At 33.9% G+C, this 17,326-nt stretch carries 21 protein-coding genes and 1 other annotated feature (1 of these 22 cut by a window edge); of the genes, 1 reads left to right on the top strand and 20 read right to left on the bottom strand.

From position 1 onward, the window contains the following. Positions 1 to 63: 63 nt before the first annotated feature. From BFS35_RS00925 to BFS35_RS00915, 3 genes are read right to left on the bottom strand one after another with little or no spacing between them, the layout of a single operon-like run. Positions 64 to 423 carry a nuclear transport factor 2 family protein gene (locus tag BFS35_RS00925; protein WP_099580000.1) on the bottom strand — a complete coding sequence of 120 codons (360 nt, stop codon included), beginning with the start codon at positions 421 to 423 and terminating at the stop codon, positions 64 to 66. Positions 424 to 445: 22 nt separating this feature from the next. Next, complete coding sequence (locus tag BFS35_RS00920; RefSeq protein WP_099579998.1) at positions 446 to 1,183, bottom strand: TrmH family RNA methyltransferase; 738 nt, start codon at positions 1,181 to 1,183, stop codon at positions 446 to 448. 30 nt (positions 1,184 to 1,213) lie between these two features. After that, positions 1,214 to 1,657, bottom strand: coding sequence for a MarR family winged helix-turn-helix transcriptional regulator (locus tag BFS35_RS00915; RefSeq protein ID WP_240628316.1), 444 nt, complete (start codon positions 1,655 to 1,657; stop codon positions 1,214 to 1,216). Between the two features lie 141 nt (positions 1,658 to 1,798). On the opposite strand from BFS35_RS00915, the gene BFS35_RS00910 reads away from it, so the two are divergent. Continuing rightward, positions 1,799 to 3,445, top strand: coding sequence for an alpha-keto acid decarboxylase family protein (locus tag BFS35_RS00910; protein WP_099579996.1), 1,647 nt, complete (start codon positions 1,799 to 1,801; stop codon positions 3,443 to 3,445). A gap of 230 nt (positions 3,446 to 3,675) precedes the next feature. Here the strand turns inward: BFS35_RS00910 and BFS35_RS00905 are convergent, their stop codons facing one another. The 17 genes from BFS35_RS00905 to infC all read right to left on the bottom strand — a co-directional run bounded on the left by BFS35_RS00905 (position 3,676) and on the right by infC (position 17,291). Then, the gene (locus BFS35_RS00905; protein WP_099579994.1) at positions 3,676 to 4,215 is read right to left on the bottom strand and encodes a histidine phosphatase family protein; all 540 of its coding nucleotides are present in this window, start codon (positions 4,213 to 4,215) and stop codon (positions 3,676 to 3,678) included. A gap of 261 nt (positions 4,216 to 4,476) precedes the next feature. Next, a complete protein-coding gene (locus BFS35_RS00900; RefSeq protein WP_147329896.1) occupies positions 4,477 to 5,256 on the bottom strand; it encodes a hypothetical protein in 780 nt (259 codons plus the stop codon). Beyond that, complete coding sequence (locus BFS35_RS00895; RefSeq protein ID WP_099579990.1) at positions 5,243 to 5,581, bottom strand: PadR family transcriptional regulator; 339 nt, start codon at positions 5,579 to 5,581, stop codon at positions 5,243 to 5,245. Before BFS35_RS00895 ends, BFS35_RS00900 begins: the two co-directional genes overlap by 14 nt. A 74-nt stretch (positions 5,582 to 5,655) precedes the next feature. Next, positions 5,656 to 6,231, bottom strand: a complete 576-nt coding sequence (locus BFS35_RS00890; protein ID WP_099579988.1) for a nucleotidyltransferase domain-containing protein — start codon at positions 6,229 to 6,231, stop codon at positions 5,656 to 5,658. 38 nt (positions 6,232 to 6,269) lie between these two features. Beyond that, the gene (locus BFS35_RS00885; RefSeq protein ID WP_099579986.1) at positions 6,270 to 6,473 is read right to left on the bottom strand and encodes a hypothetical protein; all 204 of its coding nucleotides are present in this window, start codon (positions 6,471 to 6,473) and stop codon (positions 6,270 to 6,272) included. A 58-nt stretch (positions 6,474 to 6,531) separates the two neighbouring features. Then, positions 6,532 to 7,599 carry a M42 family metallopeptidase gene (locus tag BFS35_RS00880; protein ID WP_099579984.1) on the bottom strand — a complete coding sequence of 356 codons (1,068 nt, stop codon included), beginning with the start codon at positions 7,597 to 7,599 and terminating at the stop codon, positions 6,532 to 6,534. A gap of 68 nt (positions 7,600 to 7,667) precedes the next feature. Beyond that, complete coding sequence (locus tag BFS35_RS00875) at positions 7,668 to 8,873, bottom strand: DUF819 family protein (RefSeq protein WP_099579982.1); 1,206 nt, start codon at positions 8,871 to 8,873, stop codon at positions 7,668 to 7,670. A 73-nt stretch (positions 8,874 to 8,946) separates the two neighbouring features. Next, positions 8,947 to 9,579: an MOSC domain-containing protein gene (locus tag BFS35_RS00870; RefSeq protein ID WP_099579981.1), complete on the bottom strand. Its 633-nt coding sequence runs from the start codon at positions 9,577 to 9,579 to the stop codon at positions 8,947 to 8,949. A 103-nt stretch (positions 9,580 to 9,682) separates the two neighbouring features. Next, positions 9,683 to 11,047 carry a hypothetical protein gene (locus tag BFS35_RS00865; RefSeq protein ID WP_099579979.1) on the bottom strand — a complete coding sequence of 455 codons (1,365 nt, stop codon included), beginning with the start codon at positions 11,045 to 11,047 and terminating at the stop codon, positions 9,683 to 9,685. Between the two features lie 30 nt (positions 11,048 to 11,077). Next, a complete protein-coding gene (cobA, locus tag BFS35_RS00860) occupies positions 11,078 to 12,100 on the bottom strand; it encodes a uroporphyrinogen-III C-methyltransferase (protein WP_099579977.1) in 1,023 nt (340 codons plus the stop codon). Next, positions 12,088 to 12,402, bottom strand: coding sequence for a nitrite reductase (NAD(P)H) small subunit (locus BFS35_RS00855; RefSeq protein WP_099579975.1), 315 nt, complete (start codon positions 12,400 to 12,402; stop codon positions 12,088 to 12,090). The genes cobA and BFS35_RS00855 overlap by 13 nt, the downstream gene beginning before the upstream one ends. 2 nt (positions 12,403 to 12,404) lie before the next feature. Beyond that, entirely contained in the window at positions 12,405 to 14,807 is a 2,403-nt protein-coding gene (gene nirB / locus BFS35_RS00850; protein ID WP_099579973.1) for a nitrite reductase large subunit NirB, read from the bottom strand. 29 nt (positions 14,808 to 14,836) lie between these two features. Next, on the bottom strand, positions 14,837 to 15,265 hold the full coding sequence (locus BFS35_RS00845; RefSeq protein ID WP_099579971.1) for a precorrin-2 dehydrogenase/sirohydrochlorin ferrochelatase family protein: 429 nt from the start codon (positions 15,263 to 15,265) through the stop codon (positions 14,837 to 14,839). Then, complete coding sequence (locus BFS35_RS00840) at positions 15,246 to 15,977, bottom strand: sirohydrochlorin chelatase (RefSeq protein ID WP_158554220.1); 732 nt, start codon at positions 15,975 to 15,977, stop codon at positions 15,246 to 15,248. The genes BFS35_RS00845 and BFS35_RS00840 overlap by 20 nt, the downstream gene beginning before the upstream one ends. Before the next feature lie 174 nt (positions 15,978 to 16,151). Next, positions 16,152 to 16,511: a 50S ribosomal protein L20 gene (rplT, locus tag BFS35_RS00835; RefSeq protein ID WP_096076190.1), complete on the bottom strand. Its 360-nt coding sequence runs from the start codon at positions 16,509 to 16,511 to the stop codon at positions 16,152 to 16,154. Between the two features lie 30 nt (positions 16,512 to 16,541). After that, positions 16,542 to 16,742, bottom strand: coding sequence for a 50S ribosomal protein L35 (gene rpmI, locus BFS35_RS00830; RefSeq protein ID WP_012657249.1), 201 nt, complete (start codon positions 16,740 to 16,742; stop codon positions 16,542 to 16,544). Positions 16,743 to 16,754: 12 nt separating this feature from the next. Next, on the bottom strand, positions 16,755 to 17,291 hold the full coding sequence (gene infC / locus BFS35_RS00825) for a translation initiation factor IF-3 (RefSeq protein WP_099579968.1): 537 nt from the start codon (positions 17,289 to 17,291) through the stop codon (positions 16,755 to 16,757). A gap of 18 nt (positions 17,292 to 17,309) precedes the next feature. After that, positions 17,310 to 17,326 (bottom strand) — a sequence feature (ribosomal protein L20 leader region); it runs 108 nt beyond the window's last position.

Genomic DNA, 17,326 nt, shown 5'->3' with positions numbered 1-17,326 from the left:
CATTTTATTATAGTATTTGTAAAAAATAAACAAAAAAAAACAACCCTTATTAGAAGGGTCATCTTAATCTTTTAATCCCATTACCATATCGAAACGTACAAGTTTATTACTTGTTTTTTCTTTATGAAAATACATCGTACATAACGCTTTATCTTCTAATAATTCATGACGTTCGTTCTCTCTTATTATTTCTGTCACCACAATATTACCATCTGTACGATTCGCTCTATACATGACTTCAAAGCGCCAATCCTGATCGTCTTTGAATCTTTGCTGGAATAAATTCATCAATTCATCATAATTCATTTCGTGGGTATTACAATCTTCTTTAATAAAAACCGCACAAATATCTTTCGAAATAATTTCTTTCATTTTATCAATATCCTGATTTCTCCAGGCAGCTAAAAGATGAAAATACGCCATGTTCACACTTCTCTCTATTTTATTATATTAAATGATACATCAATATACCAGCGCATACTGATACATTTAAACTTTCAGCATCACCATATATCGGTACATATAAATTTTGATCCGTTTGTTCAAGTATTGCTCCATCTACGCCTTGTCCTTCATTACCTAACACAAGCATAAATGACTCTGGCTTTTCTATTGATTTAAAATCAACGCCATTATGTAAACTTGTGCCAAATACCTTCCCGTTAACTTTAGAACAAGCTTCTTCAAACGCCATTTCTATAACCGGAATATGGAATACACTACCTTGTGATGCTCTTAATACTTTGTCATTATATATATCAACAGTTCCTTTTGCAATAACAACTGCATCCATTCCCGCTGCATCTGCTGTACGAATAATTGTTCCGACATTCCCAGGGTCTTGTATGCGGTCTAAGTAAAGTACTTTGTCGAACTTCGTATTTGCAACGTCCGGCATATTACATACTGCATATATCCCTTGTGGCGCTTCTGTTTGTGATAATTTTTCAGCAATTTTAAATGTAATTTCATATTGCTGTTTACTGTTTTCTACCATGATTTCTGTTAATTTGTCAGGGTTAACTGTTAATATCATTTCAATATCGATGTGACTTTTTGCAGCTTCCTCTACTAAATGGAAACCTTCGACGAGAAATTGATTTGATTTCTTACGTTCTTTTCTTGTATGTAATTTTGCGATTTGCTTAATTTTTAAATTATTAACTGATTCAATTAATTCCATCCTTGCACCTCTATTTTCTTATAATTATTATTATGACTCTTTTCCATTCATAATGATACTAAATCCTTCTCTTTCTTGTGAAAGACCTTCCATCACACTATGCCAATCATGGCCATATTGATCAAACATGTTATCCATTAAATCACGCTGCGCTTGATTGAGTTTTTCAATCAGTTCATTTCCCGCTTCAGTTGGATATAATTCTTTTAATCGTTTATCGCTCGGTGAAGGTGTTTCTGATATAAGTGCTTTTTCTTTCAATACTTTTAATGTATTATGTGAACCTTGCTTAGAAATTTCTAATACTTGAAGTAACTCTTTTTGCGTAATGCCTGGTTTCTTACATATAAAAAATAAAAAACGATGATGTTGACGTTGCATTCCATATTGTTCAATGATTCTATCTGCAGTTGTAATATATGTTTTATAAGCAAAGTAAAATAATAAATGCTCTTTATCTCTACCGTGTAACAAGCTGATCACTCTCCTAGTTCACTTTACCTCATTATACGCACTCTTATCATTTTTCACAATTAATAGGTCAATGATGTTGACTTATTAATAACGAAGTATTATAGTAGTGAAGTAAACATTTAAAAGAAGGAGAGATTATTGATGAAACAAAGAATCGGTCAATTATTATTAGATACACTAGCAGTAAATGGCGTAGATAAAATGTTTGGTGTGCCAGGTGACTTTACATTAGCCTTTTTAGATGATGTTGTACGACATGACAAAATTGAATGGATTGGTAACACGAATGAATTAAACGCAGCGTATGCAGCAGATGGTTATGCACGTGTTAAAGGATTAGCTGCAGTGAGTACAACTTTTGGTGTAGGTGAATTAAGTGCAGTGAATGGTATTGCCGGAAGTTACGCTGAACGCGTACCAGTTGTAAAGATTGCTGGTGGACCATCAAGTATCGCTCAACAAGAAGGACGATACGTTCATCATTCATTAGGTGAAGGTGTATTTGATTCATATTCAAAAATGTATGAACACATCACTTGTGCAACGACAACTTTAACAGTTGAAAATGCGCAAACAGAAATCCCACGTGTGATCAATGCAGCGATTCGTGAACGTCGTCCTGTTCATATTCATTTACCGATAGATGTTGCATTAACTGAAATTGAAGTCACAGATGCTCCTGTTGCGTATCAGCACGCAGCAAAAGACGTATCACAGTATATCGAAGCAGTTAAAGAAAGATTATCAAAAGCAAAACAACCAGTATTTATCGTTGGTCATGAAATTAATTCATTTGATCTACACGATAAATTAGAACAACTTGCAGATTTAACAAATATTCCGGTAGCTCAATTATCACTCGGTAAATCAGCTTTTAATGAAGAAAACGATAAATATTTAGGTATCTTTGACGGAAAAATTGCTGAGGAAAATGTACGTAACTATGTAAATAACTCAGACTGTATTATTAATTTAGGAGCAAAATTAACTGACTCAGCGACTGCTGGATTCAGCTATGAATTTGACGTTAACGACGTTATCTACATGAATCAAAATGACTTTAAAGCTGGCAGTGTTGTAAGTGATGATGTTTCAATCATCGATTTAGTTGATGGATTATTGACATTAGACTATAAAAATAGTGCGGACTATCCTCAATTTAAACGCTCTGAGATGGATTATGTATTAAATGATGAACCTTTAGTTCAGGAAAACTATTTCAAATTAGTGAATGCCTTCTTAGAAAAAGATGATATCTTACTTGCTGAACAAGGTACATCATTCTTTGGCGCATATGATTTATCACTGTATAAAGGCAATCAATATATCGGACAGCCATTATGGGGATCAATCGGTTATACATTCCCGGCATTGCTTGGAAGCCAACATGCCGATGTAAACCGTCGTAACCTATTACTAATTGGAGACGGTTCATTACAATTAACAGTACAAGCATTATCTACAATGATTCGCACAGGCATTAAACCAATCATCTTTGTTATCAACAATGATGGCTATACTGTAGAAAGATTAATTCACGGTATGGAAGAACCATATAACGATATTAAAATGTGGAACTACAAACAGTTACCAGAAACATTCGGTGCAAAAGATGAAGTTGTTGTACACGATGCGAAAACTTCCAACGAATTGAAAGCTGTAATGGATAAAATTAAAGCGGATAAAGATCACTTACATTTCGTTGAAATCCATATGGCAGTTCAAGATGCACCGAAAAAATTAATCGACATCTCTAAAGCATTTGCAGAAGCAAATAAAAAAGCATAATATTTAACCCCCGTTTACTCATAAATATGAGGAGACGGGGGTTTCTTTGGTTATGGATACCATTTTATGGCTGCATGTGCCCACTTTTAATAAATAGAGTGCATCTGATTACTTATATTTACAAATATTGCGCAGAGTCCAACAAGAGTGCGCAAGAATTGTAAATTAATTGAATTCCGTGCGCAAACCACGCTTAGTATGCGCAACATTTTCAAATTTATTACAACATATCATATATATTTAACCACTGCTTTTCCACCAATTTCATATTCAAATACATCTGGCATGTTCATTTCACAGAAATCTTTATAACCAAACGCTCCATCAGTCAGATGATTAAACAATACTGAAAAAGAAGTACCATGACCACAAATAATTAAGTCACTTTCTCTCCCTTTAATCAAATCTTCAAACGCCGGGACAATTCTTTGTTTAACTTCATTCAATGATTCACCATTCTCAAGTTTATAATCAAAATCCTTCCACTGACGTTCTGCAAATTCTGAGAAATTATCAATCCATTCACTAACCGTACGTTCATAAAAATTATCTATAACCTCTATCTTCAAACCTTTATTTTCAGCAATCGGCATGACTGTATCCAATGCACGTTTATAAGGGCTAGAAAAAATCCCTGCAATTTCTTTATCTTTAAAAATCTCAATCAAACCTTGAGCAAGTCTCACACCATCTTCAGTCAATGGTGCACTTTCATCATGTTTATACGAAATATCTCTAATAGAGTGTCTTATAAAATATACTTTAGCCATTTAACTATCCTCTCATTTAAAACATCCTTTTAAATCATATTTATATTGCTTCAGAATTCGGAAAATGTTCTAGCAATTCATCATGAACTTTCTCATCATCTATTAAAATTATCGTTCTTGAACTATCATCGCTATAAATTCGAATATTTATTTCCTTATCATTAATAAATTATTCTTGATTATTTTTTCTTTTATCATCACTGGACAAAAGCGCTGTGCACAAATTACCAATAAAATCTATTAAATCCGCTATTATAGAAATCATCGTTTCACATTATCTTTTTTCATATCTCTTTTAAAATAAATAAATGCTATTGTTCCAAATAGTACATTCATAACAGTATATGTTATAAGTGAAGCATTAATATAATCTTCATTCTTCGGATTTCCACTTGTGAAAAATTTAGGAATTAATTCTGGCATAATGATATAAACTAATACTCCAATAAAAAACCAATTTTTTAATATAATGCAAACTACAAAAAATATTAAAGAAAGAATCAGTCCAATTATCAAACTATATTTATCATCAATATTTGCTAAAGACTTACTTGGAAACTTTGACAATAATAGTTCTCCAATTGTCATTACAGCAATCATTATAATTGACATTATAAAACCAAAAACATAGATAGTTCTAGTGTCGCCATGTCTCACTAAAAGTGTTTTTAATATCCATAATTCTAATGGTGCTAATACAAATATAATAATTGCATAAAATATCAATCTATTCAGACTTAAATCTAAATCTCCAGATATTAATCGAGGTATCGCTAATAAAGCTAATATAGAGATTAGCATCAAAAACATAAAACTAAATATCCCTTTATCAAATGGTAGTTCATTCGAAATTGACTTAATGTAGTCTTTTACCGATCCTCCTGTTACACTTTCTACACTTTCACCACGTGATTCTGCTTCGTACAAATGATCACGTAATTCTGCTTCAATCGCATCAATATCTTCGTCTTTCTTACCTTTCGATGCCAACTCTAATCTTAATTGTAATAAAAAATGTTCTGCTTCATTACTTAACATCATCAACACTCCTCATCAAATTATTTATGCCTGTATTCAGTAAATCCCACTTTTCCTTAAACACTTTTAATTCTTCCAAACCTTCTTTTGTAATTGAATAATATTTTCTCTTTGGACCACCGGTATCTGATTTAATCATTCGCGTACTGACATACCCTTTTTTATCTAATCTAAGTAATACCGGATAAATACTACCATCACTAATTTCAGGAAATTCTTTTTCTTTTAATTTTTCTAATATCTCATATCCATATGTTTCACCTTGAGAAATCAAACCAAGAATTGCTCCATCTAATAATCCTTTCATCATTTGATTATGTACAGACATTTGAAACCTCCTTGCTTCAGATAGCTATCTTATAATATAAGATAGTCCAGAAATTAAAAAAGTCAACTATCTTATTATAAAAGATAGCCACTTTTTAAATTAACATATTGATCCAACCACGCTCTCTGTCTTTCCTCAAGTACTGGAAATACATTTTGATAATCATATAAATCTTTTTCTCTGACATCACTGCTATCCAACTTATAAAGCAATTGAATTTCAGGTTGTATTATTTTCATATCATTCTTAACAAAATATATTTCCTCAACTCTTTTCCTAACAGCATCGTCTCTTTTATAGATCCAATGTTCTGCTTCTTCTTCAAAAAATAAAATTTGAATAATAAATGATTCTTCATCATCTTTTGCAATCCACAAACTGTCAGTAGAATGAACTTCATTAAATAAAGAAAAACTTAAAGAACCATTCCTTGCTGTATAGATTTTATAATTCTTAAAAAAATCTAAAATCCGTTCTAAATATTTAAAGTTCACCAATATATCCATATCTTCATGATCTCTTGTTTTCCTACCTAGAAACTCATCCAGTGCAATCCCTCCAGCCAAATACCAATCAAAATCTGCATCACACATTATTTGCTTTAAAGATGCTATACCGAGTAATTCCCAATTATTTAAATCCGTCCTCATTCTCTCCTCCAAAAAAATACCCACTTCTCAGTGGGTATTTATGATGATTTCGCTTCAAATTTATAAGCTTTTGTGAGCTCGTTTGTAATGATTAACTCATAATCAACGCCGCGTGATTCTGCACCTTCAACCAATATATCAATTTCCTGCTGATTAAAATATCTTTCAGTCGCTACTAAAGACACTATCATTATTAATGACAGCATGATAATTACTATTAGACCTTTAGTAATTGCTTTCATAATTACCACCTTAGTTGTTTTTTATCATCTTATCATAAACAACCAAATTTATACAATATTAGTATGTTTGTCCTATAATCTTATCCACTATTGCATCATCCAGTCCTTCAACAACTGCTGTCATCAACTTCACCGCTCCGGCATAATCTTCTCTATTCATCATCGACACATTACTATGTATATAACGTGTTGGTACAGCGATTGTTACAGCTGGCACACCAGTGTTACTTTGTGCGACGTGTCCTGCATCTGTGTAGCCACCTGTTAAGTGATCGAACTGTATTGCAATATTGTGTTCTTTAGCGACATCAATAATATATTGTTTCAATGCCACATGTGCGATATTCCATGCATCAGCAAGAATAATAACCGGTCCTCCACCCATCTTCGCATTGCCCGCATCTTCCATACCCGGTGTTAACGAACAGAAACACACGTCCATTGCAATCGCGAGACTAGGTTTAACTAGGTTTGCAGCCGTCTTTGCCCCTCGTGACATTGTTTCTTCTTGTGTTACGGCTCCAGAATATAGATTAATCTTTGGTGATGGCACATTCTTAACGACTTCGTATGCAAGTGCACATCCAAAACGATTATCAAATGCTTTTGCTAACAAATAATTTGGATTTTCCATCATTTCAAATTCAGTATATGGTGTAATACAATCTCCAACTTTAATACCTGCAGCGATTGTTTCATCAAGTGATGCTGTCCCTATATCTATAAACATATTTTCTAGATTTACTTTGTTTCTATCTTCAGCACTTAACACGTGTGGCGGTTTACCTCCGATTACCCCTCTTATATCCCTGTCTTTCGTATGTATCGTTACTTTCTGACTTGTCATCACTATCGGTGACCAGTATCCGAGACTTGTAAACTTTATAAATCCTCGTTCAGTGATGTCAGTAACCATAAAGCCAATCTCATCTAGATGACCTAATAACATAATAGCGTGTTTACTATTCGCTTTACGGACACCAAATATACTGCCAGTGTTATCACGTACTGTTTCAACGTTAATCGTTTCAAATAATTGCTGCATTAATTGTGTCATCGGCAATTCAAATCCCGCCGGTGCATTACATTCTGTCATTTGTTTGAGTAGTTCTAGTTGCTGATCCATCAATACATCTCCTAAACCATATTTAGTTTTTTAGTTATTTATGTTTGTTCACCTTTCCAAAATTAACTTTACATATACTGTCCAAAAAATACTCCTAACGCTGTGCCGACATAGTTACCAATAATATATCCGAGTGTACCTACAACGAGAATCGGTCCGATTAATTTATGCCACCCTTTAGCAATCGCTAATGCCGCTGCAGTCGTCGGTCCACCAATATTGGCGTTACTAGCAAGTAATATTTCCTCTAAGTCTGCGCCAATTAATTTACCGGCAACTAAACTTATGACAAGATTTAACATTGCAATAATAAACACAAACAATAATAGCAATGGTGCTGTCTGGATAATTAAAGGTATTGAAGCTGGAATTCCTAATACGAAGAAGAAAAGATATATAAGAAATGTTCCAAATTCACTACTACCATTTAACTGTTTAAAGAATTTAGGGAATAGTAATAGCAATATAAATATAAACGTCGTTAAGATTAAATATTTATCTGTTACAAGACCTGTAAACATTTCATATAAAATATTGCCATCCGCTTTCGGCAAAATATCAGTCATAATTGCTGACAGTTTAAATGATACAGCTACGATAAAAAATGCTGCACCGAAATTTAACGCAATATCGAGCAGCGAGATTTCTTTACGACTGAAATAATCATCCTGCCCTGCAATATGTGTTCCTTCTACTTCATCAATGTGCGGTGTATTAAATTTCTTTCTAAAGAAATGCATTGTAGGTATCGTCATTAATGTTAAAATAAATATCGCTGTCATTAGGTTATCTGCAACTACTGCAGCTGATATTACATCTTTAGGTGGATCAAACTTTAATGCCATCGCAGCAAAATTCACGCCCCCACCAATATAGCTTGCACTCATCATCGCACTTAATTTATCGAGATAAGGGATATGTTCTTTTAGTAAAAAGAATGCAGCAAAAGTTCCAGCAACCGTTCCTACAGAACTTAATAAAAATATACCGAGTAAGCGTCCGCTTTCTTTCCATATAGCTTTAATATCTATTTGAAATAATAATAACGGTAAAGCTAATGGAATAATAAACCCCCATACTTGGTCATAGACAACGGACTCTGTAGGAATCACTTTAAAGTTTGAAAGTAACAGTGCAAAGATTAAGGCAATAATAGCCCCTGAAACTTTGGCAGCCCATTTGTATTTTAATTCAAGGTAAATACTTAGACTGCTGAATATTACTATAATCGCCCATAACGTCATTACATCGTCTGCTGCAAAAAGTGTCTTCATCGTTTACCTCCTCAAAAACATTATAGTTCTAATTTATCAGAATATTCTATATTATTGAAGAGGTATTTCTTTATTATAAACGTTTCACAAACTTTTCTTTGTGTTCTTTAGGCAAAGCATTAACTTTTAATGCTTTTTCAATGAGATTTTTATTATGCTTATCACCGTATACTAATTCATTAAACTCATGTAACGTCAATCCATTTTCATCTTTCTTCACAAGTTCTAACCTGCTATTTGGTGCAACTACACCTTCAATAAGCACTCTAAAGTAACAACCTGTTGCTCGACTAGCAGCCATCATCTTTACAATATTCGGAACATTGTGAACCTGTGCAATTGTATTACATGGTCCACGTCCTTCAGTCACTTGAATAAGAGCCTCTCCAAGTTTAAACGTATCACCAATACAAATCGTATCTTTATCCAGTCCAACAGTCGTAATATTCTCACCGAACAAACTAAATTCTGTATCTATATCCATGTAATCTGACCATAAATCATAATCATTATAATCATATAAACAGACCGCTTTATTGACACCTCCATGACCTTTATAAACATGTTGATCCCCGACAAACCCCGTAACAGTGAGTTGTACTGTATTCTCAATAGGATATTTATAATAAGCAGTTTTCTTCTCTTTACCGTTTACATCAATCTTTTCTATACCGCCGATACAAATTCTTTTTAATTCATAATGCATACGCTCACCTCTAATTTTGTATTACTTCAAGTTTATTATTATCAAATACATAAGTAAATATAAAACAGCCACTCAAGTGAGCAGCTGTTATTTCATAAAATTCCTATTTTCTCTTCTTTTTCTTCTTACTTTTCTTCTGAACCACCTGTATTTTACTACGTTTAAACTCTGGCATTTCACTTACTTTCTTACCACCCAAACGCCATAATCTTACTTCAGTGTATACTTCTTTCAACAGCTTCGTTAACTTTTCAGTCGGTACAATACTGATCATATGCTTCGCGCCGAGATCAGCAATAAATTCAAATGCTGTCTCAAAACTATCAGTTACACGGAACGTCTCAATAATCTCTGAATAAAGTGCTTCAACTTGTTGATTGTAAATTACTTCACCTTTCATATTGCGTTTTAATTCAACTTTCAGTTCACGTGTATTATTACTTGGTTCAACATATGCGTTTAATACATATTTATATACCGCTTCTTTCGTCCCCGGTATGTGATACTCCATATTGGTAAACATTGCGTCTAATTCAAGTTGTTGATGTGAATAAAGTTCATGTTTAATCCAATTCCCTTTCATGTTTGGTACAAGATTAGGAAAATAATTTTGTATATCTTTTAAAATCTCATCACGGAGAAGAGGCTTACCAAATAATTTGTCATAAACTTTTTGCATCACATCAATGCGTGTAAAACCATATAAATTAAATATTCCGCGATAAAATTTAATCTTTTCAATATCTTCTAATATAAAGCCTTGTTGCTTCTTATATGATTTAATATGATTTGCAACGTCTATCGGTAAAAATAGAATCTCATTAAATGTCGGTGCATATAAGAATATTTCTCGTGTCGCACCTTTCATATATGTAAAATTGTCATAATCAAACTGCAATGCATTTTCGATATTAAGCAGTAATTCATAATCCATATATTTTATCATTTTGCCTAGCATCGTAAAGTCTTTAAAGAAGTTGTCGTTGATGATATTTATTTGTTCAGTTTTATCATCTGTTAAATCGAGTTGATAAAACATCGCAATCGCCTTTAAATCTTCTATCGGAAGTTCATTTAAGAAAGATTTCAACGGTTGTTTCGAATAACTTGTAACCATTTCATCAATACGAGCTTCCATTTTCATCTGCTCATTGTATCCAGTAATATTCTCGTTAAACAACTCAATTTCACGTTCGATTTCTTCATCTGTTGGCGGTTTAATTTCAGGATACTCATTACTTAGGACATGTTTGTTAAATGCATTAATGATTTCTATCGGCATAAAAAATATTGAACCATGTGTTGCTTCAATTAACCCGGCTGCTACTAAATTCGGTAATATTTCCTCTGTTTGTATACTATCACGATTTATATTTAATCCTCGCGCCGCGAGTAATGATAAGTATACTTGTTCTGTATTATTTAATTTTGGTAACGTATCTATAATTAATTGTTCATTGATCGCCATATTATCTCCTTGATATGAAAAAGCTTGAACTTATTTGTTCAAGCTTTCATTTATTTTTATTTTTGATGGATTAATCTTTATATTGTACATCTCTTCAACTGATGTAATTGAATCAAGATGATCTGCAATAACTTCATCAAAGCCATGAATCGACAATATATCCTCATGAATGTGCTTATATTTATTTTGAAATGTTTCATTATTTAACTGATCAATTACATAATAAAATCCACCTTGATCATACATTTCTAAAATCATTTCTTTATCAATCGAATCCAGTGATACATAAAGCTTTCTCACACCGAACTCAGGTAATTGCTCATACCATGATAACCCGTCACGTACATTTACAACATCACCGATTATGATCATTGCGGGATGCGTTATTCTAGCTTCAGTGACTAAATCAATAATATTTGAAAGATTACCAATGACCGTCTTTTGGTAACCGTAACTCGCATTCCCAATCACTGCTACTTTCAAGTGAGCATCCATATTGCTCGATAATACTTGAACGATTTCTGGTAAAGCTTTCATCCCCATGTATAATGCTAATGTACCACCTTTTGCTAGTGCCTGAAAGTCAATTTCTTTCATGCTATCTTTTTGAAGGTGACCTGTAGAAAATGTAACATGCGGTGAATAAGCTCGATCTGTTAAAGGAAAACCAGCATATAATCCAGCAGCACTGGCACTCGTAATACCTGGTATTACAACATGCGGATATTTACCATTTAAACTATCAATTTCTTCAGATAGTCTACCAAATATTCCTGGGTCTCCACCTTTTAATCGTACAACCGTTAACCCTAAGCTTGCTTTCTCATTAATGATACGATTGATTTCATCTTGTGCTTTATACTTAACATCAGGATTTTTACCAACATAAATGAGTTCACATTCTGGTTTAGAAAGCTGTAACAATATTGGGTTCACTAATCGATCATAGATGATGACATCTGCTTGTTTAATACTTCTGATCGCTTTATAAGAAACAAGACCAGGGTCACCTGGTCCAGCTCCTACAAAAATAACCTTACCTAATCCATCCATATAAATAACTCACCGTTATCTACTTCTACTTTAAATGTTGAAACACAACCATCTGCTTCGTCAGGTGCTTGAACTTGCCCGTCATTTAAATCGATTTTTCTGTCATGTAACGGACAGAATACGTAATGTTCACTTACAGTCCCTTCTGATAATGGACCATTTTTATGTGGACAGCGATTGCTAATTGCTTTAATTTCACCTGATTCTAATAAGAAAATCCCGATTTCCTGCTCTTTAACAAATACTTTCTTACCGATTTGAGGTTCTAACTCTGACACATTGAATAATTTGATTTTTTCCATGATTATACGCGCTCCACTTCATACATTTTTCGTTTTTCTTCATTTGTTGCGATATCTTTCCATGGTTCTTCCTGGCGTGCTTTATTCGCATCCATTAAGCGGTCATATAATTCTTTTTGACGTGTTGGATCTAATAATACATCTTTCACATTATCAAATCCTAAACGTTCCATCCATGGTGCTGTACGTTCTGCATAAATACCAGTTTCACGGTAATATTGCATCATAGCTCCACATAATTGTACAACGTCATCTTCTGTAGGTACTGTAGTAAGTAATGTACCTGCTTTAACTTCAGTACCACCGTTACCACCAATAAAGATTTGGAAACCATTTTCTACTGCAATAACACCGAAGTCTTTAACACCAGATTCTACACAACTTCGTGGACAACCTGACACACCAATTTTAAATTTATGCGGTGTGTCAATATATTCAAATGTTGATTCTAAGCGAATCGCAAGTTTAGTTGTATATTGCGTGCCGAAACGACAGAATTCTTTACCAACACAAGATTTAACTGAACGTAATTTTTTACCATATGCTGATGCTGAACGCATACCTAAATCTGCCCAAACTTGAGGTAATTCTTCTTTCTTAATACCATATAAACCGATACGTTGTGCACCAGTAATTTTCACTAAAGGTACATCATATTTCTTAGCAACTTCACCTAATTTAATTAATTGATCCGGGTTTGTTACCCCACCTTGCATCTGTGGGATTACAGAGAATGTTCCATCATTTTGAATATTTGCATGGAAACGTTCGTTTGCATAACGTGAATCTTTTTCGTCTTCATGCTCATGTGGCCAGCACATATTCAAGTAGTAGTTGACTGCCGGACGACATTTTGGACATCCGCCTAAGTTTTTAAATCCTAATACGTGTCGTACTTCTTTAGAAGTTTTTAATCCTTTAGCTCGAATTTGTGTTACAATCTGGTCACGTGAAAGTTCTGTACATCCACAAATTCCAGTTGGTCCACCCGCTTCAAATTTATCACCTAATGTATAAACGAGTAAATCAGCGATTTGTCCTTTACATTTACCACATGATCCACCGGCTTTTGTATGCGCTGTAACTTCTGCAACAGTCGTTAATCCTTTTTCGTGTACTGCTTTTACGATCTGTCCTTTAGAAATACCGTTACATCCACAAATCGTTTCATCATCTGCCATCGTTTCAACACTGATTGCATCAACTTCACCAGCTTTGTGTAATAAAGATACTAACGTGAATTCCTCAATCGCTTCTTCTTTTTTCATCATATTGTAGAAACGGTTACCTTCTTCAGTATCTCCGTAAAGTACAGCCCCAACAACTTTTCCTTCTTCTACGAATACTTTTTTGTATACATTATCTAAACCGTTAAATACTTCAATACCACGTGTCTTTTCACCTTCGTAAATCTTACCGGCAGAGAATAAGTCACAGCCTGATACTTTAAGTGAAGTAAATGTAGTTGATCCGTGATAACCATCTGTTGGATTCCCTGTGATATGATCTGCTAATACTTTTCCTTGTTCGTAAAGTGGTGCTACTAATCCGTAAACTTTTGAGTTATGTTCAGCACATTCACCAACGGCATAAACATCCGGGTCACTTGTCTGCATAAAATCATTAACAACAATACCACGACCGATTTCAAGTTCAGCTGCACGTGCTTGTTTCGTTACCGGACGAATACCTACTGCCATTACAACTAAATCTGTTTCAATTACTGAACCGTCACTTAAACGGATTGCTTCAACACGATCTTTACCGATAATTTCTTGTGTGTTTCCTTGTAATTTAAACTTCATGCCTTGTTTTTCTAAATCAGCTTTTAACATTTCTCCAGCTTTACGGTCTAACTGCATTTCCATTAACCATTCGCCTAAATGTACAACAGTAACATCCATGCCCTGGTCTAATAATCCACGAGCACATTCTAAGCCGAGTAATCCACCACCGATGACAACAGCTTTTTTGTAATGACGCGCCTGTTCAATGATGTATTCTGTATCTTTAATCGTTCTCCAGCCGATAACACCTTCAAGTTTCACACCATCGATTGGTAACATGAATGCAGTAGAACCTGTAGCGATAATTAACTTATCGTATTCAACTGTAACACCTTTTTTCGTCGTAACAGATTTGCTTACACGGTCAATTTTTTCAACTTTATCATCATTAATTAAAGTGATGCCTTGTTCTTTATACCATTCATAATCATTTAAGATTGTTTCTTCAACACTCATTTTCTTTTGTAAAATATTAGAAAGCATAATACGGTTATAGTTCGGATATGGTTCTTCCCCAATAACTGTAATTTCAAATAAATCTGGATTACGATCTAGTATTTCTTCTATCGTACGAATACCCGCCATACCATTACCAACCATTACTAATCTTTGTTTCATATTCTTTGCCCCATTTCTAATATACTGACTTATTTATTTAAAAAATCTTTAATACTTTGTTTTAAATTTTTACTTTTCTCTGGGCTGACACCATCACTTGAAATCATGACACGCATACCATCATGCTTAAACGATGCAACATTAAAAAAGTTAGAATTCTCTTTGTTAGAACAGTCATTTACAAGTTGATGCTTCTGCACACATTCCATCACTTGACGATTAACGCTTTCTTTATTTGTTGCAATAAACACAATATCGTACTGGCTAATATCTTGTTTCGTAAATGGATATGGAATACATTCAACGTTCATTGCTATAATTTCTTCATCGATTTCTGGTGCAATAACGGTAATATGCGCGCCTTCTCCCACTAATCCATTCACTTTACGTTTTGCGATGCGCCCACCACCAACGATTAATACTTTCTTATCCATTAAGTTAAGCATAATGGGATACATTGCGTTCTGCCTCCAGTTCAGCGAGTTTATTTAACACACCTGCTGTCATACTTAAATCTAAATCAAGTGTTTCAGTAAATGTAATATCATAACCATCTTCTATTAACGGTTCGCTTAATCGTTTTATTTTTCTAACGAGATGACCATCGAATAAGAAGTATGGCATGATGATAATGCTTTTATCTTTATCCATTACTTTTAACTGCCGCTTGAAATTTAAAGCTCCATAAAGCATCGCTGGCACAAGATTGAGACCCGTTTCATCTTTCATTTTGTCAACCATTGCAATTAAACGTTCGTCAGGTTCAGTAAATCGCTTATTACCATGTGCAGTAATTAATATTGTTTTATCTTTGTATGAAGAAACGATACGCTCACATACTTGATAAACAGCAGGTTCATCCCCAAAACAATCTGCAATCTTATACGTTATGTGAGGATAATCTTTTAATACTTCATGGAGCTGAGCGGGAATATCTTCTACTGCATGCATTGCGGGAAATAATAACATCGGCATTACAAGAAAATGAGTAACACCTGCATCAATCATACGCTGTGTAATAATTGGAACATTTTCATCATCTTTTTCTAGAAAAGCTAACTGCTGCACTGATTCTGGCCTGGATTCAATAATATGATCAACAAAATCTCTGAACAGTTGATTTTTATCCGGCATTTTAGAACCATGCGCAATGTAAATGATACCTTGCACATACATCCCCCCTAAATCACAATACACTTATATTATAGCTCAATTTAATGTGAATATGTTCACATTAATATATATATAGGGATATCCCTATATAAATATATTTGCAAGTAATAACATATTTTAAACACAAAAAAACACGCTAAGTCATTTACTTAGCGTGTTTAATAATCTTTATTATTTGTTTAAAGCTGCTTTAGCTTGGCTAACGATTTCAGCGAATGCTTTTTCGTCAGTGATAGCGATTTCTGATAACATTTTACGGTTGATATCGATTCCAGCAACTTTTAATCCGTTCATTAAACGGCTGTAGCTGATGTCATTTTGACGCGCAGCTGCGTTGATACGTGCGATCCATAATTTACGGAAATCACGTTTCTTTTGACGACGGTCACGGTATGCATATTGACCTGATTTCATTACTTGTTGTTTTGCTACTTTATATAATGTATGTTTTGAACCAAAGTAACCTTTAGCTAATTTGATTGTACGTTTACGACGCGCGCGTGTAACTGTTCCACCTTTAACTCGTGGCATTATAATTCCTCCTCAGTGTTTCTAATTTTATTATTTTACGTAAGTTAACATTTGTGCTACTCGTTTTTGATCGCCTTTAGATACTAATGACGCTTTACGAAGTCCACGTTTTTGTTTAGTTGATTTGTTTGCGAATAAGTGTGAAGTGTAAGCTCTTGAACGTTTTAATTTTCCTGAACCAGTTCTTTTAACACGTTTAGCTCCACCACGGTGAGTTTTCATTTTAGGCATGTTTTGTTCCTCCTAGTTTTGTTTTTTGTCGACGATTGGTGCTAACATTAAGAACATTGAGCGACCATCCATCTTTGGCTTTTGTTCAACTGTCGCAAGATCTTTACATTCTTCTGCAAATTTCTCTAACACACGTTGACCAAATTCTTTATGCGTGATTGCACGACCACGGAATCTGATTGATACTTTAACTTTGTCCTGCTTTTCTAAGAATTTACGAGCATTTTTAAGTTTCGTATTAAAATCATGATCTTCAATCGTTGGACTTAACCTAATTTCTTTAACGACAACAACTTTTTGATTTTTACGTGCTTCTTTTTCTTTCTTTTGTTGTTCAAATTTGAATTTACCGTAATCCATAATTTTGGCTACTGGTGGTTTCGCATTTGGAGCAACTAACACGACATCAAGGTTAACACGTTCTGCAATTTCAATTGCTTCGAACTTAGTTTTAACGCCAAGTTGTTCACCATCATGACCGATTAAACGAAGTTCTCTCGCACGAATTTTGTCATTGATTTGAGTTTGATCTTTAGCTATGGTTGACACCTCCTATTTGATTTACGAAGACAAACAAAAAAGCG

Source organism: Macrococcoides goetzii, assembly GCF_002742385.2.
GTDB classification, from domain to species: Bacteria; Bacillota; Bacilli; order Staphylococcales; family Staphylococcaceae; genus Macrococcoides; species Macrococcoides goetzii.
The sequence above is the reverse complement of the archived record's forward strand: the minus strand, read 5'-3'. Positions and strand labels throughout refer to the sequence as shown.